The 20,972-nt window shown below is 58.2% G+C and carries 16 protein-coding genes and 2 pseudogenes; 12 read left to right on the top strand and 6 right to left on the bottom strand.

Features of this window, described 5'->3' with window-relative positions:
• The first annotated feature begins 116 nt into the window (after positions 1 to 116).
• Positions 117 to 617, top strand: coding sequence for an ECF transporter S component (locus HMPREF9162_RS09560; protein WP_009439194.1), 501 nt, complete (start codon positions 117 to 119; stop codon positions 615 to 617).
• An 88-nt stretch (positions 618 to 705) separates the two neighbouring features.
• Here HMPREF9162_RS09560 and HMPREF9162_RS09565 read toward each other — a convergent pair whose 3' ends face one another.
• Entirely contained in the window at positions 706 to 1,728 is a 1,023-nt protein-coding gene (locus HMPREF9162_RS09565; RefSeq protein ID WP_009439206.1) for a LacI family DNA-binding transcriptional regulator, read from the bottom strand.
• 253 nt (positions 1,729 to 1,981) lie between these two features.
• On the opposite strand from HMPREF9162_RS09565, the gene chvE reads away from it, so the two are divergent.
• The 6 genes from chvE to HMPREF9162_RS12810 all read left to right on the top strand — a co-directional run bounded on the left by chvE (position 1,982) and on the right by HMPREF9162_RS12810 (position 8,738).
• Positions 1,982 to 3,079: a multiple monosaccharide ABC transporter substrate-binding protein gene (gene chvE, locus HMPREF9162_RS09570; RefSeq protein ID WP_009439263.1), complete on the top strand. Its 1,098-nt coding sequence runs from the start codon at positions 1,982 to 1,984 to the stop codon at positions 3,077 to 3,079.
• 90 nt (positions 3,080 to 3,169) lie between these two features.
• Positions 3,170 to 4,726, top strand: coding sequence for a multiple monosaccharide ABC transporter ATP-binding protein (gene mmsA / locus HMPREF9162_RS09575; protein ID WP_009439198.1), 1,557 nt, complete (start codon positions 3,170 to 3,172; stop codon positions 4,724 to 4,726).
• Between the two features lie 16 nt (positions 4,727 to 4,742).
• Positions 4,743 to 5,933 carry a multiple monosaccharide ABC transporter permease gene (gene mmsB / locus HMPREF9162_RS09580; protein WP_009439173.1) on the top strand — a complete coding sequence of 397 codons (1,191 nt, stop codon included), beginning with the start codon at positions 4,743 to 4,745 and terminating at the stop codon, positions 5,931 to 5,933.
• A 24-nt stretch (positions 5,934 to 5,957) separates the two neighbouring features.
• A complete protein-coding gene (gene xylB, locus HMPREF9162_RS09585; RefSeq protein WP_009439260.1) occupies positions 5,958 to 7,433 on the top strand; it encodes a xylulokinase in 1,476 nt (491 codons plus the stop codon).
• Between the two features lie 283 nt (positions 7,434 to 7,716).
• On the top strand, positions 7,717 to 8,331 hold the full coding sequence (locus tag HMPREF9162_RS12805; RefSeq protein WP_009439148.1) for a cupin domain-containing protein: 615 nt from the start codon (positions 7,717 to 7,719) through the stop codon (positions 8,329 to 8,331).
• Entirely contained in the window at positions 8,244 to 8,738 is a 495-nt protein-coding gene (locus tag HMPREF9162_RS12810; protein WP_254655385.1) for a helix-turn-helix transcriptional regulator, read from the top strand. The genes HMPREF9162_RS12805 and HMPREF9162_RS12810 overlap by 88 nt, the downstream gene beginning before the upstream one ends.
• Here the strand turns inward: HMPREF9162_RS12810 and xylA are convergent.
• Positions 8,694 to 10,022, bottom strand: coding sequence for a xylose isomerase (xylA, locus tag HMPREF9162_RS09595; protein ID WP_009439233.1), 1,329 nt, complete (start codon positions 10,020 to 10,022; stop codon positions 8,694 to 8,696). The two genes, HMPREF9162_RS12810 and xylA, sit on opposite strands and share 45 nt — an antisense overlap.
• Before the next feature lie 245 nt (positions 10,023 to 10,267).
• Here xylA and hcp point away from each other — a divergent pair, with 245 nt between their 5' ends.
• The 4 genes from hcp (at position 10,268) to HMPREF9162_RS09610 (ending at position 13,709) form a co-directional block, all read left to right on the top strand.
• Positions 10,268 to 11,932, top strand: coding sequence for a hydroxylamine reductase (hcp, locus tag HMPREF9162_RS09600; protein ID WP_009439269.1), 1,665 nt, complete (start codon positions 10,268 to 10,270; stop codon positions 11,930 to 11,932).
• 111 nt (positions 11,933 to 12,043) lie between these two features.
• A complete protein-coding gene (locus tag HMPREF9162_RS09605) occupies positions 12,044 to 12,811 on the top strand; it encodes a hypothetical protein (protein WP_009439142.1) in 768 nt (255 codons plus the stop codon).
• A 152-nt stretch (positions 12,812 to 12,963) separates the two neighbouring features.
• Positions 12,964 to 13,164 (top strand): hypothetical protein, encoded by a 201-nt coding sequence (locus HMPREF9162_RS12815; protein ID WP_254655386.1) that lies wholly within the window; start codon positions 12,964 to 12,966, stop codon positions 13,162 to 13,164.
• A 20-nt stretch (positions 13,165 to 13,184) separates the two neighbouring features.
• Entirely contained in the window at positions 13,185 to 13,709 is a 525-nt protein-coding gene (locus HMPREF9162_RS09610; RefSeq protein ID WP_254655387.1) for a hypothetical protein, read from the top strand.
• Positions 13,710 to 13,986: 277 nt separating this feature from the next.
• Here the strand turns inward: HMPREF9162_RS09610 and HMPREF9162_RS09615 are convergent.
• The 4 genes and pseudogenes from HMPREF9162_RS09615 to HMPREF9162_RS09630 all read right to left on the bottom strand — a co-directional run bounded on the left by HMPREF9162_RS09615 (position 13,987) and on the right by HMPREF9162_RS09630 (position 18,994).
• Positions 13,987 to 15,614 (bottom strand): annotated as a pseudogene (locus HMPREF9162_RS09615) (dipeptide ABC transporter ATP-binding protein).
• A gap of 27 nt (positions 15,615 to 15,641) precedes the next feature.
• The gene (locus HMPREF9162_RS09620; RefSeq protein ID WP_009349791.1) at positions 15,642 to 17,174 is read right to left on the bottom strand and encodes an ABC transporter substrate-binding protein; all 1,533 of its coding nucleotides are present in this window, start codon (positions 17,172 to 17,174) and stop codon (positions 15,642 to 15,644) included.
• Positions 17,175 to 17,223: 49 nt separating this feature from the next.
• Positions 17,224 to 18,063 (bottom strand): ABC transporter permease, encoded by an 840-nt coding sequence (locus HMPREF9162_RS09625; RefSeq protein WP_009439186.1) that lies wholly within the window; start codon positions 18,061 to 18,063, stop codon positions 17,224 to 17,226.
• A 4-nt stretch (positions 18,064 to 18,067) separates the two neighbouring features.
• Positions 18,068 to 18,994: an ABC transporter permease gene (locus HMPREF9162_RS09630; protein WP_009349793.1), complete on the bottom strand. Its 927-nt coding sequence runs from the start codon at positions 18,992 to 18,994 to the stop codon at positions 18,068 to 18,070.
• Positions 18,995 to 19,386: 392 nt separating this feature from the next.
• Between HMPREF9162_RS09630 and serA the strand changes: the two are divergent.
• A pseudogene (serA, locus tag HMPREF9162_RS09635) lies at positions 19,387 to 20,966 on the top strand (phosphoglycerate dehydrogenase).
• The last annotated feature ends 6 nt before the right edge of the window (positions 20,967 to 20,972 follow it).

Raw genomic sequence — 20,972 nt, forward strand, 5'->3', positions numbered from 1 at the left:
ACCATATTTGAGCGACGGAGGTCATTTGTTTTGCTGTGCTTACAGATGATACATTGTATTTTAATCCCGCATGTGCTATGTTATATTCTGTAAGATGAACAGAGGAGCATGATATTTTGTATAGCAGTTTTTCCACACGTGAAATTGTCTTTACGGGACTTATGACAGCGCTTGTTTTTATTGCAACATTTGTGCCTCATATCCCGATCCCGCTCGGCTATGCGCATCTCGGCGATGCGGTGATCTTCCTGTTGGCGCTCCTTGTGCCGCGCCGCCCCGCACTCATCGCCGCATGTCTTGGCTCAGCGCTCGCGGATCTGCTTGGCGGGTTTGCCCTTTGGGCTGTGCCGACGATTGTGATCAAATACGGCATGGCGGAGATTGTCTATCGCATTGCACCGCAGGGGCGTGCAATAGGGCAAGGGAGAATCGTGACGGCGCTGCTGCTCTCGAGCCTGTGGATGGCGTTTGCTTATACGCTTGTCGGCGCGGTGCTCTACGATGGTCTCATAGCGGCGCTCACTTCGACGCCGGGATTGATTGTCGAGGGCATTGTCAACAGCGTCATCGCACTTCTGCTTTTGCCGATGCTGCGGGGGCGTATGCCGCAGATTTGAATGCAAAAATGGGCTTACTTCGATTTCATCCGATACGAAAAGGAGCTGTTGCACATGAACGTGCAGCAGCTTCTTTTCATATCGGCAGTTAAAAATTTTCGATGATGCGGATTTCGTTCTGCATGATATAGCGTTCGCGTGAGGGAGCGATGCCGCTGATGAGGCGGTCGTAGGTGAGCTGCATGGCGATCTCGCCCTGCCTGCGCGGGTGCTGATAAATGGCGGCGTCGATGATGCCGGCACGCAGGGAGCGCTCGATGGCGGGGATGGTGTCAAAGGTGACGATGGTGACATCCTGTGTGCGCCTGCGCTTGACGAATGCTTGGCAGACGCCGTGAGCGCCGCCTGAGGTTGCGATGAAAAAGGCGTTCATCTCGGGGTGTTCGTCGATCATGCGGAGCGTTTCCTCGTAGGCGTGGATGTCGTCGTCGGAGTCCTCCTCGACGGCGACGACGCTGCAGCTCTCCTCCATGGCGAGGCGGCTGCGGAACCCTTCGACGCGCCGGAGATGCCCGAGCATCCGCTCGCCGCTGTAACTGACGCCCGCGTTGATGCTCCCCCTGCAAATTTTGCGCAGGAGCGCCGCCGCCGTGCGCCCGCCCGCTTCGTAATCGCAGCCGACATAGATGTGCGGCTGCCGCGTCTCAAAGTCGTTGTTGAGCGAGACGACGAAGATGCCGTCGGCGATGGCTTCCTCGAGCGCGGAGATGACCTCCGGGTCGTTGATGGGGTTGATGATCAGCGCCTCCGCGCCCGCCACACGCAGAGCGGCAATCGCATCGCATTGTTCCCGGACACTGTACCCTGTGAGGAGGTGAAACTGCGTTTCGAGCCCGAAACGGCCGTAGTAATCGGCGGCTTTGCGCAGGGCAGTGATGATGGGGGAGAAGAATTGTATTTCGCTCGCCGCGATGACGATGCCCGCGACGGGGCATTGTTTCTGTGAGACGAGCGCGCGTGCCGCAGGATTTGGACGGTAGCCGAACTCTGCCATGGTCTTGAGGATCTGCGCGCGTTTTTCCTCCTTGACGTTGCCGCGCCCGTTGATGACGCGATCCACTGTGCCGCGCGAGACGCCGCACAGCTCGGCGATCTGTTTGATGGTGATCATAAACTCCCTCCCCGTTTGCCACATTATACGTTCTTTTTTCCTGTTTGACAAACATTTTATAGAAATTCTGTCAATTTGGACTTGACAACTCTATGCCGCTCTGATACTCTATAACTGTGCTCGAGCACAGAAAAAGATATACATGATAAATCAATAATATGAATCGTACTTTCGTGTATAAATTTTGCTCGAACACATATGGAGGAAAAAGTCCCGGGAGGGACGTCGGACACTATTTAGGAGGCTGATAAGGATGCGCATGAAGAAACTCCTCGCCTGCGGTCTGGCACTGGTGACGGCGGCGTTTTTCGCCGGATGCGGCGGCTCGAACGGGGGCGGCAGTACATCGGATGCCGGCAAGGGGATCAAGGTCGGCGTCTCGATGCCGACGAAATCGCTCCAGCGCTGGAACCAGGACGGCGCGAACATGGAGAAGAAGCTCCGCGAGAAGGGCTACGACGTGGACTTGCAGTTCGCAGAGAACAAGGTGGAGACGCAGGTCTCGCAGATTGAGAACATGATCACGAAGGGCTGCAAGGTCGTCGTCGTCGGCTCGATCGACGGCAGTGCGCTCTCCTCGGTACTCAACGAGGCGAAGGACGCGGGCGTTGCGGTCATCGCCTATGACCGTCTCATCATGAATACGGATGCGGTCAATTACTATGCGACGTTCGACAATTATCTCGTCGGCAAGATTCAGGGACAGTACATCGCTGATAAACTGGGGCTTGCCGAGGGCAAAGGTCCATTTAACCTCGAGATTTCGACGGGGCCGATGGACGACAACAACGTGAACTTTTTCTTCGGCGGTGCGATGGACGTACTGAAGCCCTATATCGAAAAGGGGCAGCTCGTCGTGCGCTCGGGTCAGATGACGCGCGAGCAGTGTGCGACACCAAACTGGGATGAGGCAAAGGCACAGGAGCGCATGGACAACATCCTGACGACTTACTACACGGGTGCGAATGTAGATGCGGTGCTCTGCTCTAACGACTCGGTCTCTCTCGGGGTTCAGTCGGCATTGAAATCTGCGGGATACAATACGGCAAGCAAAAAGATGCCGGTGATCACGGGACAGGATGCGAATCTGCCGAATGTGAAGGCAATCATTGCGGGCGAACAGTCCATGTCGGTCTTCAAAGACACGCGTGCGCTCGCGGATGAGGTTGTGAAGATGGTCGAGGCTGTCCTGAACAAGCAGGAGCCGGAGGTCAACAATACGAAGGACTACGACAACGGCGTGAAGATTGTTCCCTCGTACCTACTCGAGCCGAAATTCGTCGATGCCTCGAATTATAAGGCGCTGCTGATCGATTCCGGATACTACACCGAAGCCGAATTGCAGAAATAAATAAGAGCGGCGTGCGTCCTCTGTCGATTCCTCGGGAACCGGAATGGTCTCATCGGATCGCAGAGGACGTTTTTTCTAGGAGGTGAAACTATGGCGGACGTACTGCTGGAAATGCAGGATATCGAGAAGGTTTTCCCGGGGGGCGTGCGCGCGCTTGATAAGGTCAACATCTCCGTGCGCGCGGGGGAGATCCACGCGCTCGTCGGTGAGAACGGTGCGGGGAAATCCACGCTCATGAACGTGCTGAGCGGCGTATATCCCTATGGGAGTTACGGCGGGAAAATTCTCTACGACGGGGAAGAATGCCGGTTCCGGGACATTCGCGAGAGCGAGCGTGTCGGCATCGTCATCATTCATCAGGAGCTTGCGCTTATCCCCTATCTTTCGGTGATGGAGAATATCTTCCTTGGAAATGAGCAGCAGCGGCGCGGTATCATCGACTGGGAGACGGTCTATGAACGTGCGGCAGAACTCATACGGCGCGTAGGCCTCAGCGAGTCACCGGAGATGCCGGTGAACAAGATGGGCGTCGGCAAGCAGCAGCTCGTCGAGATCGCGAAGGCGCTCGCCAAAGATGTGCGACTCCTCATCCTTGACGAGCCGACGGCTGCGCTCAATGACGACGACAGTGAAAAACTGCTGAATCTTATTTTAGAGCTGCGGCAGCGTCTCGGCATGACGGCAATCATCATCTCTCATAAGCTGAACGAGGTCACGCGCATCGCGGATAAAATCACGGTGATCCGCGACGGACGGACGATCGAGACGCTCACAAAGGGCACGGACGAGATCTCAGAGGAGCGCATCATCCGCGGCATGGTCGGGCGCGCGATCACGGATCGCTATCCCGCGCGCACGGAGCAGCATGTCGGTGAGGTCTGTCTCGAGGTGCGGGACTGGTGCGTGGATTCGCCCTACATCGCAGGGCGGCGCGTGGTGGATCGTGTGAATCTGCGCCTACGTCGCGGTGAGGTGGTCGGCATCGCGGGGCTTATGGGTGCGGGACGGACGGAGCTGGCAATGAGCCTTTTTGGCAAGTCGTTCGGACGCAATATCACAGGAAAAATTTTTAAGGACGGCAAGGAAATCACTGTGAACAGCGTGGGCGATGCAATCGCGCACGGCATCGCCTACGTTACGGAGGATCGCAAGGGGCAGGGACTCATCCTCGGGCAGAGTATCCGCGAGAACATCAGTCTGCCGACCCTCCCGCGCCTTTCCGCACGCGGCATTATCCGCGAGGAGGAGGAGATCGGCGTCGCCGAGGACTATCTGAAGAAGCTGCGCATCAAGGCACCCGGCATCTATCAGCGCACGCGCAATCTCTCGGGCGGCAATCAGCAGAAGGTCATGCTCGCACGCTGGCTCTACGCCGATCCCGACGTGCTCATCCTCGACGAGCCGACGCGCGGCATCGACGTGGGGGCAAAATACGAGATCTACTGCGTGATCAACGAGCTGGCGGCAGCGGGCAAATGTGTGCTCGTCATCTCGTCCGAGTTGCCGGAGGTGCTCGGCGTCAGCGACCGCATCTACGTCATGAACGAAGGGCGGTTCGTGGGCGAGCTGCCTGCGGAGGAAGCCTCGCAGGAGAGCATCATGCGGTACATCATGCAGAGCAATACCCGGCGGGCAAATGCCGGATGACGGAGGAGGAATACTTATGAGCGGACAAAAAGAAGGGGCGGCGGGGATGAGCGCTGCGGGGATTTTGCAGACGGCGGTGCATAAATACGCGATGTTCATCGCGCTCGTCGTGATCGCGCTCTTTTTCCAGTGGTGTACGGACGGCGTGCTGCTCGCCCCGATGAATATCTCGAAGCTCGTCATGCAGAACAGCTACATTTTGATTCTCGCGATCGGGATGCTGCCCTGCATCCTGACGGGGGATATCGACCTTTCCGTCGGATCGGTGGTCGCCGTGATCGGCGCGGTTGCGGCGACGATGATCGTCACGATGGGGATGTCTGTGCCGCTGACGATCGCTGCGTGCATCCTGCTCGGCATCGCCATCGGCGCGTGGCAGGGCTTTTGGATCGCGTTCGTTCGCGTACCTGCCTTCATCGTGACGCTCGCGGGGATGCTGCTCTTCCGCGGGGCGACGATGATTATTCTGGACGGCAATACGCTCTCACCGTTCCCCGAAAGCTATCAGTTCGTCGCGCAGCGCTTCCTTGCGGACATTCCCGGCATCGGCGCGCTCCCCATGAGCACGATGCTCGTTGCCGTCCTCATCGCCGCAATCGGCATCTATCTTGTCGCAAACGGACGGCGGCAGCGCCTGCGCCACGGGATCCCCGCGGACAGTGCCGCCGTATTCACGGTGAAATGCGCGGCGATCGCGCTCGTCAGCCTTGTCGCGTGCTATTGGCTCGATCAGTTCAAGGGGCTGCCCGTCATTTTGATCCTGCTCGGATTCCTCGTGGCGCTTTATTCGTTCATTTGCAGCCGTACGGTCTTCGGACGTCACATTTATGCGGTGGGCGGCAATGAGCGTGCGGCGCAGCTCTCGGGCATCAAGACACGGTGGGTGCGGTTCATCGTCTTTGTCAACATGGGGCTGATGGCTGCAATCGCGGGGCTTGTCTTCTCCGCGCGTCTCAATGCGGCGGCACCCTCGGCAGGCATGATGTTCGAGTTGGACGCCATCGCCGCGTGCTACATCGGGGGCGCATCCGCGAGCGGCGGCGTCGGGACGATCATCGGCGCTGTGGTCGGCGGTCTCGTCATGGGCGTACTCAACAACGGTATGTCCATCATGGGCGTCGGCATCGACTGGCAGCAGGCGATTAAGGGGCTGGTGCTCCTCGCGGCGGTTGCGTTTGACATCTACAATCAGTCGGCGAAATCGTAAGCGCCGCACGGGAGAGGTGATGAAATGCTTTACATCGGCATCGATCTCGGCACGTCCGCGTGCAAGCTGCTCCTGACGGACGAGACGGGCGATATTAAAAACATTGTGTCCCGCAGCTATCCGCTCGACTTTCCGCAGCCCGGCTGGAGCGAACAGGATCCCGCGGCATGGTGGCAGGCGGTGGAGGAGGGGATCCCTGCGCTTCTCCGCGGACATGACGGCGCGCAGGTGGCAGGCATCGGCGCGGGCGGCCAAATGCACGGCCTTGTCGTGCTCGACGCGGCGGATCGCGTGATACGCCCCGCGATTCTCTGGAACGACGGGCGCACAGCGGATGAGGTCGACTATCTGAACGAGACCGTCGGCAGGGAGACACTCAGCGCGCGTACGGCGAATATTGCCTTTGCGGGCTTTACGGCGCCAAAGCTCCTGTGGATGAAAAAACACGAGCCGGAACTCTTTGCGCGCATCGATAAGATCATGCTGCCCAAGGACTATATCAACTATCGGCTCACGGGCGTGCACTGCACCGACCCGTCGGACGCGTCCGGAATGCTCCTCTATGATGTTCGGCGCGGCATGTGGTCGGCGGAGATGCTCGATCTCTGCGGCGTGCGGGAGACGCAGATGCCGCGGGTGTTCCCGTCCGCCGCCGCCGTCGGTACCGTGCTGCCGGAGGTCGCGGCGCGTCTCGGCATACCGGAGACAACGGTCGTCGCGGCAGGCGCGGGGGACAATGCCGCAGCCGCCGTCGGCACAGGTACGGTCGGCGAGGGTGCGTGCAATATCTCCATCGGGACATCGGGGACGATTTTTATCACGAGCAAGTCGTTTGGCGTCGACCCGCACAACGCCCTGCATTCGTTTGCACACGCGGACAACGGCTATCATCTGATGGGCGTCATGCTGAGTGCGGCGTCCTGCAACACATGGCTCATGGAGCGCATCCTGCGGACGAAGGACTATGCGGCGGAGCAGGCGGAGATCGCCGAGGATCGGCTCGGGAACAATCGCGTGTTCTTCCTGCCGTATCTCATGGGGGAACGCAGCCCGATCAACGATACGGACGCCCGCGCGGCGTTCGTCGGCATGTCGCTTGATACGATGCGCGCCGATCTCGTGCAGGCGATGCTCGAGGGCGTTGCGTTCGGGCTGCGTGACAGCCTCGCGGTGGCGCGCAGCCTTGGAATTCCCATTGTGCGGAGCAAGATCTGCGGCGGCGGGGCGAAGTCTCCGCTGTGGCGAAAAATCTTTGCCAATGTGCTCGGGATCGCGCTGGATGTTCCCGCCGCGGAGGAAGGCCCCGGGATGGGGGGCGCGATGCTCGCGATGGTCGCCTGCGGCGCGTACCGGGACGTGGCGGAGGCAGCGGCGGCGATCGTGCGTGTCACGGAGACCATCGTGCCCGATCCCGCGCTTGTTGCACGTTACGACGCGCGGTATGAAAGGTACCGCAAACTCTATCCCGCGCTGAAAGAGGTGTTTCCGCAGCTGCATTGAGGTGGATTTGAAGAAATGTATGAGCGGCGCTCGGGCATATTTCTTGCCGCTGCACGAAACGTCGCGCGCGGTTCCCGAATATCGCATAGAACCTGCGCCGCTGAAAACCGCTGCGGCTTTTCAACACATCGCTGCCTAGATGATTGTGCGGCGCCGCGCCGCCCCTGCGGGGGAGACGTTTCGCGGCTTCGATAACACGCCCTTCGCGCCGCACCGATGATTTCCACCGATGCGAAAGACTGTTGCACACATATGCGGAGTCTCGCCGGGAAGGAGGGGAACTATGTCCGGTGAATACGAAGTGATTTCCTATGAACAACTCAGCGATCTGAACGTCTTTCTCGTTCGGATGCAGGAGCGTGCCACGCATCTGCATCCCGATATGGAACTCGGACTTGTGCTGGACGGCGGCATCGTGCTTGAGCGCGGCGGGGCGCGGCGTACGCTCCGCCGCGGCGATCTCTATCTCGTCAATCCGCTCGAGGCGCATTGCTTTACCTCCACCGAGGAGGGGGGCGGCGTGCTCCTCATCGCGCAGATTTCCGCGCGGCTCGTGGAGCGTATCTTCAGCGGTGCAAAGAATATCCGCTATGCCTGCGGCATTTCTCTGCGTACAGCGATGCCCCGGCAGTGTGAAGAGCTCTCCGCACTTCTGACGGAACTCGGCGGCGCTTTTTTGCGCGACGATCGAGCTATGAGTTCCAATGCCTCGCCTGCGTGGGACGCATCTACCATCTGCTCAACACGCATCTGCCGTGGTCGTTTCTCGATACTTCGGAAGAAGTACCGCGCAGGGAGCGGGCAGACCGGATGCTTGCCGTGCTCGACTACATCGAAAAGAATTATACGCGCAAGCTCCTGCTCGGGGAGATCGCTCGCCGCGAACATCTGTCGCTGACGTATCTCTCGCATCTCTTTAAGGAGGTGCTCGGCATGTCGTTTCAGGACTATTTACGGAAAAAGCGGTTCACGCACGCGCGGCGGCTCGTGGCAGAGACGCAGCGGAGCATTCTTGACATCAGTCTTTGCTGCGGATTTTCCGACGTACGCTATCTGACGAAATTGTTCCACGAAGAGCTGGGCTGTACGCCGACGGCATACCGTAAAAAAAAGCGGGTCTCCTGCAATCGGAGACCCGCTTCAGCGGTGTGTTCTGAGAAAATTTTTTCGGCGGCGGACAGCCTGCGGCTGCTCGGCGCTTACTGTGCGACGAGGGCACAGACGCGCCGTCCTGCGCCGTGCGTACGCTTCACGGCGGCGTTAGCCCGCGGAGCCGAACAGTATGTTGTTCACGACGCCCTCTAGGTATTCCTGCCCGCCGGAACCGGGATCGGCGGGGGCTTTCAAAGCGGCGGCATGTGCGGCGCATTCTTCGAGCGTTGCCGTGCCGCTCTTTATTTTTGCTCCGATGCCCGTTTCGTAGCTCGCATAGCGCTCCTTGACAAAGGCGTCGATGCGCCCGTCCTCGATGAGCGCCGCCGCCTTGATGAGACCGAGCGCGAACGAATCCATGCCGATGATGAAGGCGGTGAACATATCCTCCGGCGTGTTGCTCGGACGGCGGTTCTTCGCGTCGAAGTTGAGCCCGCCGCGCAGACCGCCCGCTTTGAGAATTTCGTACATCGCGAGCGTCGTGTCATAGACGTTGGAGGGGAACTGATCCGTGTCCCAGCCGAGCAGCATGTCGCCCTGGTTCGCGTCGACCGAACCCATCATGCCGTTCACCGCGCAGACGCGCAGCTCGTGCTGGAAGGTATGCCCGGCGAGCGTCGCATGGTTCGCCTCGATATTCATCTTGAAATCGCCGTCCAGCCCGTGCTTTTGCAGGAAGCCGATGGCGGTCGCCGCGTCGAAATCATACTGATGCTTCATCGGCTCTTTCGGTTTCGGCTCGATGTAGAAATCGCCCTTGAACCCGATGCTGCGCCCGTAGTCGCGGCTCATGCGGAAGAGCTGCGCCACGTTGTCCTGCTCAAGCGCCATATCCGTGTTGAGCAGGGTCTCATAGCCCTCGCGTCCCCCCCAAAAGACATAGCCGCGCGCGCCGAGCTTCACCGCGAGCTCGATGCCCTTTTTCGCCTGTGCCGCAGCAAAACAGAAGACATCCGCCGAGTTGCTGCTGCCCGCGCCGTTCATGAAGCGCGCGTTGCTGAACATGTTGGCGGTCGCCCAGAGGCACCGGATGCCGGTGCCTTTGGTCTTTTCGAGGAGGTAGTCGGTCAGCTCGTCGAGACGGCGGTTCGTCTCATTGATGTCGGTCGGATCCTCGGGGACAATATCAGCGTCGTGGAAGCAGTAATACTTGATGCCGAGTTTCTGCATGAACTCGATGCCCGCATCGACTTTTGCCTTTGCGTGCGCCATCGTGCCGGGCTGTGCGCCGAACGTCTTGTCCGCCGTACCCGCGCCGAACATATCCACGCCAACGGCGCAGAGATTGTGCCACCACGCCATCGCAAACGTGAGATGCTCCTCCATCGTCTTGCCGAGGATCACGCGCTGCGGATCATAGTATTTGAACGCCAGACGGTTTTTACTGTCTCTGCCCTCGTATTTGATGTGAGGGATATTTGGGAAAAATTCGCTCATGATCCTGCTCCTTTTCTGTTTCCTGAGATGTGTGCCGCATCTTTGCGGTATATAACGTTATTATAGTGATTCTGCCGGAAAATTTCCTGCATAAATCGGCTGTCAAAGACGATTAGTTTGCTGTCTCGGCATAAAAATGAGAATTTCTATTGATTATCAGCGAGTAACATATGTTACATCCTTCACAATATTACCTTTGCTATAATCGCATCAAGAATTGTGTATTAGGCAAAGGAGATTTTGTTATGGATGCTAAAATGTTTTGTTATCAGTGCCAGGAGACGGCGGGCGGCAAGGGCTGCACGGTGCAGGGCGTCTGCGGCAAGAAGCCGGACGTTGCGGAGATGCAGGATCTCCTCGTCTACGTGACGAAGGGGCTCGGTGCGGTGACGACGGCGCTGCGCGCTGCGGGCAAGCCGGTCTCGGTGGAGACGAACCACCGCGTGACGATGAACCTCTTCATCACGATCACAAATGCGAATTTTGATCTCGAGGCAATTAAGGATGCCGTCGAAGAGTCGCTCGTGCTCAAGGCGGAGCTGCTTGCGCAGCTCGGCGATGCGTCGAGCCTCCCTGAGGCGGCGCACTGGACGGCGGCGCGTGCGGATTTCGCGGCAAAGGCAAAGACGGTCGGCATTCTCGCGACCAAGAACGAGGATGTCCGCAGCCTGCGCGAGCTGACGACTTACGGGCTCAAGGGGCTCGCCGCCTATGTGGAGCACGCGAATGCGCTCGGCTTTGAGAACGAGGAGATCGACGCGTTCTCGCAGCGCGCGCTTGCACAGCTCCTCGACGACTCGCTCGACGGCAGTGCACTGACGGCGCTCGTTCTCGAGACGGGCAAGTGGGGCGTCGCCGGCATGGCGCTCCTCGATACGGCAAATACGAGTTCGTACGGCAACCCCGAGATTTCGAAGGTGAAGCTCGGCGTCCGCAACCGTCCGGGCATCCTCATCTCCGGGCATGACCTCAAGGATCTCGAGCGCCTTCTCGAGCAGACGAAGGGCACGGGCGTCGACGTCTACACGCACGGCGAGATGATCCCCGCGCATTACTATCCGAAATTCAAGCAGTACGACAACCTCGTCGGCAACTACGGCAACGCGTGGTGGCAGCAGAAAGAGGAGTTCGAGAAGTTCAACGGCGCGATCCTCATGACGACGAACTGCGTCGTTCCGCCGAAGGACAGCTACAAAGGGCGTCTCTTCACAACGGCTGCGGTCGGTGTCGAGGGCTGCACGCACATCCCGCTTGTGAACGGCGATAAGGACTTTACACCCGTCATTGAATGCGCGAAGAAATGCGCGCCTCCGACGGAGCTGGAGACGGGCGAGATCGTCGGCGGATTCGCGCACGAGCAGGTCTTTGCCGTCGCGGACAAGGTCGTCGAGGCGGTCAAGACAGGCGCGATCAAGAAGTTCGTCGTCATGGCGGGCTGTGACGGGCGCATGAAGTCGCGCGAATACTACGGTGAGTTCGCAGAGCGTCTGCCGCACGATACGGTCATCCTCACGGCGGGCTGTGCGAAGTATAAGTACATCAAGAAGGATCTCGGCGACATCGGCGGCATTCCCCGCGTGCTCGATGCCGGACAGTGCAACGACTCCTACTCGCTCGCACTCATCGCGCTCAAGCTCAAGGAAGTCTTTGGGCTCGACGATGTCAACAAACTGCCGATCGCATACAACATCGCGTGGTATGAGCAGAAGGCCGTCATCGTTCTCCTCGCCCTGCTCCACCTCGGCGTGAAGAACATCCACCTCGGCCCCACGCTCCCTGCATTCCTCTCGCCGAACGTGGCGAAGGTGCTCGTCGAGAACTTCGGCATCGGCGGCATCACGAACGTCGAGGACGATATGGCAATGTTCGGCATCGAAGTCGAAGAAGAAGTCCGTGCCGAAGCTGTGTAATTAAATACGCTGTGTATAGATAAAGCGTCTGCCCGATTGCGGCAGGCGCTTTTATGTATGGTATATTTTGTGATATGATAATGCTGTTAAAATATAGGACAGGAGAACCCCATGACTGCTGAAAAGATTGTAAAGAAAACAGGAACAGTGTTCCGTGTGTTTTGGACAGAGATACGTACATTCAGTTTACCTGTCATAGTCTTTTTACTGGGGCTGGGATGTGCGGCGTTTCTCTCTCTATTTAGCTCCTATATCGGCGGAATAATGCTGTTTTGCACGATTTTATTCTATCTCCTATCGCGCAGATTCGACTTCTGGATGCAGGTCTTTTTGGGGAGCGGATTTATCATGTTTATGGGAGCAGCTTCTTTTTTCACCCTTATGACAGCGCTTTTTATTGATTTGGATTTTCCGCCGAACGGCGCGGAAAATTACAAGCATGTGTTGATAGGGGACTTTTTTCCGAGTGAAATCCCGGAGACAGCATACGATGTGCAGGTTTACAGTATCTCAGGATTTGGCCAGGGGTGGAACGAGGCGTATCTATCCTATCGCGATGCGCCCGAGCATATCGCGCCCTATGCGGAGATGGCACGGGAGCGGGCGCAGAAACAGTCGCGGTCGCCCTATATCAACGAAGGAATACGAGTGCCAAAGATAACGGTTGATGAGACATGCATAGATCCAAGGTTTCTTGAAGATTCGTGGGCGCGGTTTTTTCTCGACTATGTGCCGCATCCCGTCAAAATTGAGAGCTTAGACGAACCGTTTGTCTTTTATATTTGGGATACGAACGAGAGTTGGAACCATCCGAAGGGAAGCATAGTTGGTGTCTCTGAGGACGGCACGCATATCATCTTTTATTTGGTCGGACCATGATGTGTGTGCGCAGAAAAATATGAAGCCTCGGATATTTATTTCATATACTTTTCTTAACAAACACTTTTTTAGATTTAATATTTGTGGTATGATAGCGGAGAGAGAAATGTGTAAGGAATTGTTGTGTGATGTTTTTGAAAAAGTGTTTATCTGTGGTGAAGCCGGGATTGCGCGTCATTTTCGAAGATTTGCGCGCATTCAATGCGCCCGCTTTGCTCCTTGCGCTCGGCAGCTGCTGTACGCTGCTGCTGCATACATGGGGGTCAATCTATATCACGTGCATTATGGCCGTATGCACACTGCTCGTCTATCTTGCTGCGCGGAAATGCGGCGGGTGGGGGCAGACTTTTTAGGTGTTGTTTTTTCCTTCTTTATGGTAGTTGTGGGGCTTGCGGCGGTTGCCATCCGATTTTTTCTCTATCCGGATTTCTCGCCGAATGGGAAGGACAGTTACACATATGTGCGGCGTGATTTTTTCCCGGAGGAGATTCCGGATACCGCCTACGACGTGCAGGTCTGGAGTCGTGTCGGATTTGGACCCGGGGAGGATGAGGCATATCTCTCATATCATGATACGAAGGCGAATATTCGCCCCTATGCGGCAATGGCGCGGGAGCGTTCGGAGATGCGTACGCGCATTCCGCGCATCAATGATTTGATCAGTGTGCCAAAGGTGCGCGTGGACGAGACGGCGGTCGTGCCGCGCTTTGAGGCGCTCCCGCTGTGGCAGCACCTCTTCATCGATTATGTGCCGCATCCGGCGGAAGTCGGTGTGCTCAAGGAGAAATTTGTCTTTTATGTGTGGGGGATGGGGGACGGTCTCAGCCATCCGCAGGCAAATATTGTCGGCATCTCGGAGGATGGGACGCATATTATTTTTTATTGGGTCGGCGGATAAGGCATGAAGCGTGATCGCTGCGCCTAGCGTCGTCATTTTTGGCAAACGCTTCGTCGACGTAGGTTTTTGGCTACGCCTTCCTCGCGTTTGCCGCAATTCCTAGCTATGCATCAGCGCTGACGCTTCATTTACCATCCGGTAATGCTAGCGTGTGTGCATATCTTAAGAATTTTTCTCATTAAAAAAACGAGTTGCATTTATGCCATAAAAATAAAGACAGCCCCGCATACGCTGAAATTGTATGCGGGGCTGTCTTTATATCATATGTTGCCGGGTGTCAGAGCGCCGCGCGCAGGAGATTTTTGGTATAGTCGTCCGTGGGATTTACGAGCACGTCGCTCGCCGATCCTTGCTCGACGATGCGTCCCGCCCGCATGATGAGCACGCGGGATGCGATGGAACTCACGAGCGGAAGATCGTGCGAGATAAAGATGAGGCTCATGCCGTGTCCTTTTGCAGATGGAGCAGGAGGGACACGATCTTTGCCTGTACGGATACGTCGAGCGCCGAGGTCGCCTCGTCGCAGAGGAGTATGTCTGGATGTACCGCCATCGCGCGCGCGATCGCGGCACGCTGGCATTCGCCGCCGCTCATCTCATGCGGGTAGCGGTGTGCGTAGGATGCGGGCAGTCCCACCTCGGAGAGGAGAGCTGCGATGCGTTCCTCCGTGCGGCGACCGTCGGGACTGCACAGGCGGCAGATGGTCTCGCCGATCATCGCGCCGACAGTGCGGCGCGGGTTGAACGAGCCGGGCGCATCCTGAAACACCATCTGAATACGCGTATAGAGTGCGCGCCGCTCTTTGCCCGATGCGCGGGTGATGTCCGCGCCGCCCAACAAAATGCGCCCGCCCGTCGCCGTATGCAGTCCCGTGAGGAGCTTTGCAACGGTCGATTTCCCGCTGCCGCTCTCTCCGACGATGCCGAGGAGTTCTTTTTGCCGCAGGGAAAACGAGATGTTATCCACCGCCTGTATATGCGCCGCCCCGTCTTTGAAATGCATGGAGACATTTTCGAAACGAAGCAGATCAGATGCGGCATCAACGCCCTTATGTGCATAAATGTGTATGGACGACGGATGCGCGGCGTGCATGTGGCACGGATCGCAGTCCGTCTCGGACGCGTCCCGCACATACATCTTCGGCACTGCTGCGAGCAGCGATTTCGTGTAGGCGTGCTGCGGATGTTCTAATACCTCGCGCACACTGCCCTGTTCGACGATGCGCCCCTTTGACATCACGGCGACGCGGTCGGCGATGTGCCGCACGACGCCGATGTTGTGCGTGATGAGGAGAATCGCCGTTCCCGTGCGATCCTTCAGCGCGCGGAGCTCGTCGAGCACTTGCAGCTGGATCGTCGCGTCGAGCGCGGATGTCGACTCGTCCGCGAGGAGGAGCTGCGGGCGCAGGATGACGGCAAGTGCGATCGCCGCACGCTGCGCCATGCCGCCCGACAGCTCGAACGGGTAGGAGGCGAGGATGCGCCCTACGTCCGTAAAGCCCATGCCGCCGAACACTTCCTCCGCCCGCGCGCGAATCTCGGCGGCGCTGCGTTTTTCGTGTGCGCGTACTGCCTCGACAAGCTGCGCTCCAATCGTCCGCGCGGGACTGAGCGACGCGCCCGCGTATTGGAATACCATCGCAAGCTCTTCGCCGTGGAGACGGCGTTTATCCGCCGCCGAGACCATAGCCATGTCGTGTTCTGCAAAGTGCACACTGCCTGCGATGATTTCCGCCGCAAGCCCGCGCACCTGTGCGACGGACTTGAGCAGGGTCGATTTGCCGCTGCCGCTCTCTCCGACGATGCTGAGCACCTCGCCCGGACGGAGCGTCAGACGGACATCCCGGATGACGGGGACGCCGCCGTAGCCGGCTGTAAGTCCCTCGATCCTCAGTAGTTCCTGCATGATACGCTCCTCCGGATGCTTTACAAATTACTTCTTGTCGAGATCTTTCGACACCTGATAGTAGTCGCTCGGCGAGGTCAGGAAGCCGGTGACGTTCTTCGAGATGCCGGTCAGCATATTGTTGAAGCCGATGAAGTCCATCGCGCCGTCGTCGATCGCCTGCTGTTGAATACGGTTGACGAGTGCGACACGCTTGTCAAAGTCAAACGTATTCGGGAGCTCTGCGAGCATCCCCTGTACCGCAGGGCTGTGATAACGGCTGAAGTTTGCCGCGCCCTTCTCGCTCATCGTATCGCGCAGGAAGGCGTACGGATCGCCCGTCGGCATCGTGACGACGGAGTAGAGGGACATCTCGAAATCGCCGGGTTTCAGATAGTTTGCCTTCTCGTGCGGGACGATCTCGACGTTGATGCCGATCTTCTTGAGCTGCGCCTGCATCTCCGTCGTGATGTTCTCGTTGAAGAGACGCTTGTAGACGCCCATCTGCACCGTCAGCGGCTTGCCGTTCTTCTCGACGATGCCGTCGCCGTCGCTGTCCGCGTAGCCTGCCGCGGCGAGCACAGCCTTTGCCTTCTCTGCGTCAAATGCGCGGATCTTGAGCGCGGGATCACCGAACGGCGTTGCGGCGAGGAATGCGCTGCCGGAGGCGGTCATCGCGCCCTTGAGCACGTTGTCGCCGATGGTCTTTTTGTCCACGCCGTACATGATCGCCTCGCGCACGGCGGGATCGGTCAGCTTCTCAAGGTTGAAATAGAGCTGGTAGGTGCGCGACTGCGGTGTCTTGACGAGCGTGTGCTTGTCCGACTTTGCAATCGTCTCCGCCGTCTCGGGGCTCAGATCGAGCGCGACGTCGATCTCGCCCGACTGGAGCGCCGTTGCGAGCGTGTTAAAGTCCGCAATGCGCGTGTACTCAAGACCGTCGAGCTTCACCTCGCCGCCCCAGTACGTTGCATTCTTTTCCATGACGGCGGATTTCTCCGAGTCAAATGCGGTCAGGATAAAGGGCCCCGTGCCGATGGGGGCGTTGTCGAAATCCTTTGTTCCCGCGACGTCGAGAATGACGGCGTACGGATCGCAGAGATCGTTGACGAGCGTAGCGTACGACTCTTTCGTCTTGATGGTGAGGACATTGCCCTCCGCCGTGAACACGGCGTCCTTCAGCCATGCCGCGCGGTCGTTCGTCTCGGCGGTGCGCTTCAGGGACTCGATGACTTTTTCGGCGGTCATCTTCTCGCCGTTGGAGAACGTGACGTTATCCTTCAGCGTGATGCGCCAGACCGTCGGTTCGATATTCTCCGCCTTTTCCGCGAGCCACGGCTGTGCCTTCATCTCGTTGTCCAGACGGAACAGTGTCTCGCCGACGCCGTAGCGCACGGCATACCAGCCGTTCCAGTCCTTCGCAGGATCCATCGTGCCGCTCGTGACGGCGACGGTGCCGCCGACGTGGACGATCTTTTTGCCGCCCGCTGCCGGGGCGTCCGAGCCGCCGCAGCCGGCGAGAGAGACAGGCAGGGCGACCATCAGAGCCGCACACAGCGCTTTACGGAAATTGAATTTCATGTGTACCTCCTGTGTATAAAGAGACTATATATTCAACGTGCCGCTTTTCTTAATCGGCGCGTCGTTCACGCATTTTGGGATCGAGCAGATCACGCAGCAGGTCGCCGAACAGGTTAAATACCATCATCACGGCGACCATCACCGCGCTCGGGGCGAGTACCGCCCACGGCGCCTGCTGGAGATATTTTTGTCCCTCGCTGATCATCGCGCCCCACTCCGCCGCCGGGATCTTGACACCGATGCCGAGGTAGGAAAGCCCCGCGAGCCCCATCATGATGATGCTGATGTGGAGTACGGCGGTCACGACGAGCGTCCCCGCGATGTTCGGCAGGATGTGCAGGAGGAGGATGCGCATATCGCCGCATCCGCTCAGGCGCGCCGCGTGGATGTACGTCTCCTCCTTTGCCGCAATCGCTGCGCTGCGCGCAATGCGCGCGTACTGCGTCCACGTCGTTGCTACGAGCGCGAGCACGGCGTTGAAGAGCCCGCCGCCGAGGACGCCCGCCACCGCAATCGCGAGCACAATGTCGGGGAACGCCTGAAAAATGTCCGTGATACGCATGAGCAGGGCGTTCGCCCGCCCGCGATAATAGCCGGCGAGAAGCCCGACAAGACTGCCGAGCGAAGAGGCGGCGAGCACGATAAAGAGCGCCGAGAAAATCGACGTGCGCCCGCCCGCGAGGATGCGCGAGAGAATATCCCTGCCGTAGTTGTCCGTGCCGAGGAGATGTTCTCCCGAGGGGGGAGCGAGGATGAGCTGCGGATTTGTCTCGTATGGATCGTAGGGAACGAGCTGCCCTGCAAAGAGCGCGGCGAAGAGGATGAGTGCACAGACGAGCGCGCTGATGCGAAATGCCGGCGGCAGATGTTCTATCATTGATATGCGCATGGCGTTATAGATCCTTGATTTTTGGATTGAAATAGCGGTAGGAGAGATCGGCGAGCAGGTTGACGAAGAAGAACGCAAGCGCCATCCATACGACTGTCGCCTGTACGATGGGATAATCGCGGTTGCTGATCGCCGTCATGATGAGATGCCCGATGCCCGGCCAGTTGAAGATCGTTTCTACAATGACCGTGCCGCCGAGCAGAGAGCCGACCGAGATGCCCGTGAGCGTGATCACGATGACCATGATGTTCTTGAGCACGTTGCCGAAGAGGATCTGCCGCTCGGGTATGCCGCGTGCGCGCAGACCGACGATGTAGTCCTTGTCCAGCTCGTCGAGCGCCGCCGCGCGAATCTGGCGGATGTAGCGCGAGGACATGACGATCGCGAGCGTTGCCGACGGCAGGATCATTCCGATGGGCTTTGTCGTTGCGAGTACCGGGATCAATCCAAGTTTGAATGAGAAAATATACATGAGGACGATGGCAATGACGAAATTCGGCATTGCGTTTGTGACAAAGGTCAAGAGACGTATGCCGTAGTCGAAGCGGCTGCCCCTGAGCGCCGCGATCGAGATGCCGAGCGGCAGAGAGACGAGGAGCGTGAGCAGCATCGCCATGCCCGCCATGCGCAGCGTGTAGGGGAGGGCGGACGAGAAGGTCTTTGCGACCGGAATATCCGTGATGTAGGATTTGCCCATATCGCCCTGCACGAAATGCGTGAGCCATGTGCCGTACTGCACGAGGAACGGTTCGTCGAGCCCCATCTCCGCCCGCATCCGCGCGACGACCTCCGGATTCGCCGCCGTGCCGTCCTCCGTCAGACGTATGCTCACGGGATCGCTCGGCGCGATGTAGAGCAGTCCGAACGAGAGAAGCGTGATGCCAAAAAAGACGGGAATGAACTGCAGGCATCTCCGCAGCAGTGGTTTCATCAGCACAAATCCCTCCTCCGCGTTCTTTTCGCATTCTTTTACCTATAAATGTGATAAATGAATACATAGTATATAATGTTTCTTAGAAAAAAGTCAATGGGATTGCATAATTTTATCAAAATATTTTGCTTTTATGCGAAAGTCCTTATATATTCATATGTTGTGTTCAAGGAGATGGCGATGTTTATCGCGGGCATAGAAAAGATGATGCGAAGAGCGCGGTGTGATTACGATAAATTTTTCATATGAGCCTACGAAATATCAGTATATGAACAAATAGAAATGCAACAATGGGGAGAGGGATGAAAATTTGACAAATTACTTCTATCGTCTATAATTGATGAAATGTTATTCAGCAGAGTGCGGTCATGTGCCGCAGGGAGGAACCGATGATGAAGATTTTGGCTGCCGACGGGATTTCGCCCGAGGGGATCGCACTGCTCGGGGATTATGAGGTCGATGTGCGCGACAAGCTCTCGCATGAGGAGCTGCTGGACGTCATCGGCGGCTATGACGCGCTGATGGTGCGTTCGGCGTCAAAGGTGTCGGCGGACGTGATCGCGCGCGCGGAAAATCTGAAGATCATCGGCAGGGCGGGTGTCGGCGTTGACAACATCGATGTGAAGGCGGCGACCGAACGCGGCATTATCGTCATCAACTCGCCGGGCGGCAATACGATTGCGGCGACGGAGCACACGATGGCGATGATGCTCTCGATGGCGCGCAATATCCCTGCGGCGGATGAGACCATGCAGCGGGGGAGTGGAACCGCAAGGCGTATGTCGGTGTCGAGCTGCGCGGCAAGACGCTCGGCGTCATCGGCATGGGACGCATCGGCAGCGGCGTTGCAAAGCGCGCCCTCGCCTTTGACATGAACGTCATCGCCTACGATCCCTATATCAACGAAGAGCGTGCAAAGGCGCTCGGCGTGACGGTCGGTTCGCTCGACGATATTGTAGAAAAATCCGACTTCATCACTGTCCATATGCCGCTCACGAAGGAGACGCGCGGCATGATTTCCATGAAGGAAATGCGGCGCATGAAAAAGGGGGTGCGTCTCGTCAACTGTGCGCGCGGCGGCATCATCAACGAGACAGATCTCGCTGCGGCAGTGCGCGAAGGGCTCGTTGCCGGGGCGGCGATCGACGTATTCGAAGAGGAACCAATGGCGGCGGATCATCCGCTGCGCGGTGTGCCGGGCGTCGTCCTCACGCCGCATCTCGGCGCATCAACGGTTGAGGCACAGATCGGCGTCTCCGTTGACGTTGCCGAGGGCATCCGTACCGCACTGCGCGGGGAGCCTGTGACGACGGCGGTCAACATGGCGCCCGTTTCAAAGGAAGTCATGCGCGTCATCCGCCCCTATATCACGCTCGCGGAGCGGCTCGGCTGCACGGTATGCTCGCTTGCCGAGGGAGCGGTGACCCGTGTGGAGGTCATCTACAACGGCGAGATCACGGAAGTCAATACGAGCTTTCTCACGACGGCGGTACTCAAAGGGATGCTCAATCCCATCCTCGAGAGCGAGATCAACTACGTCAACGCCCCGAGCATCGCAAAGTCGCGCGGCATCAAGGTGACGGAGGTCAAGGAGAAGGAAGCATCCGATTTCTCCACGCTCATCACTGTGCGCGCCGCGGCGGGGGATAAGGTCACGGAGGTGCAGGGAACCCTCTTCGGCACGGAGGGGCGCATTGTCCGCATCAACCGTTTCCGCGTGGATGTCGATCCGCATGCGCGCATCCTCATCTGCCCGCACATCAATCGCCCCGGTGTCATCGGCACGATCGGCTCCATCATGGGGGAGGCAGGCGTCAACATTTCCGCCATGCAGGTGGGTAAGTCCGACCGTGCGGGGACGAACATCATGGTACTCACGGTGGATCACGACATTTCCGACGAGACGCTTGCACGCGTTGTGGCGCTCGACGGCATCTTTGATGCAAAACTGGTCAATTTCGAGTCGGTCTAATAAGGC

It is taken from the genome of Selenomonas sp. oral taxon 137 str. F0430 (assembly GCF_000183625.1).
Classification (GTDB): Bacteria; Bacillota; Negativicutes; order Selenomonadales; family Selenomonadaceae; genus Centipeda; species Centipeda artemidis.

What these genes read in the sequence shown, in the direction of transcription:
- hcp (WP_009439269.1), top strand. Translation starts at nt 10,268, where the DNA reads ATGGATGCTAAAATGTTTTGTTATCAGTGCCAGGAGACGGCGGGCGGC.
- mmsB (WP_009439173.1), top strand. Translation starts at nt 4,743, where the DNA reads ATGAGCGGACAAAAAGAAGGGGCGGCGGGGATGAGCGCTGCGGGGATT.
- xylB (WP_009439260.1), top strand. Translation starts at nt 5,958, where the DNA reads ATGCTTTACATCGGCATCGATCTCGGCACGTCCGCGTGCAAGCTGCTC.
- HMPREF9162_RS09625 (WP_009439186.1), bottom strand. Translation starts at nt 18,063, where the DNA reads ATGCGCATATCAATGATAGAACATCTGCCGCCGGCATTTCGCATCAGC.
- HMPREF9162_RS09565 (WP_009439206.1), bottom strand. Translation starts at nt 1,728, where the DNA reads ATGATCACCATCAAACAGATCGCCGAGCTGTGCGGCGTCTCGCGCGGC.
- HMPREF9162_RS09620 (WP_009349791.1), bottom strand. Translation starts at nt 17,174, where the DNA reads ATGAAATTCAATTTCCGTAAAGCGCTGTGTGCGGCTCTGATGGTCGCC.
- HMPREF9162_RS09610 (WP_254655387.1), top strand. Translation starts at nt 13,185, where the DNA reads ATGGTAGTTGTGGGGCTTGCGGCGGTTGCCATCCGATTTTTTCTCTAT.
- HMPREF9162_RS12810 (WP_254655385.1), top strand. Translation starts at nt 8,244, where the DNA reads ATGCTTGCCGTGCTCGACTACATCGAAAAGAATTATACGCGCAAGCTC.
- xylA (WP_009439233.1), bottom strand. Translation starts at nt 10,022, where the DNA reads ATGAGCGAATTTTTCCCAAATATCCCTCACATCAAATACGAGGGCAGA.
- HMPREF9162_RS09605 (WP_009439142.1), top strand. Translation starts at nt 12,044, where the DNA reads ATGACTGCTGAAAAGATTGTAAAGAAAACAGGAACAGTGTTCCGTGTG.
- chvE (WP_009439263.1), top strand. Translation starts at nt 1,982, where the DNA reads ATGCGCATGAAGAAACTCCTCGCCTGCGGTCTGGCACTGGTGACGGCG.
- HMPREF9162_RS12805 (WP_009439148.1), top strand. Translation starts at nt 7,717, where the DNA reads ATGTCCGGTGAATACGAAGTGATTTCCTATGAACAACTCAGCGATCTG.
- HMPREF9162_RS09630 (WP_009349793.1), bottom strand. Translation starts at nt 18,994, where the DNA reads ATGAAACCACTGCTGCGGAGATGCCTGCAGTTCATTCCCGTCTTTTTT.
- mmsA (WP_009439198.1), top strand. Translation starts at nt 3,170, where the DNA reads ATGGCGGACGTACTGCTGGAAATGCAGGATATCGAGAAGGTTTTCCCG.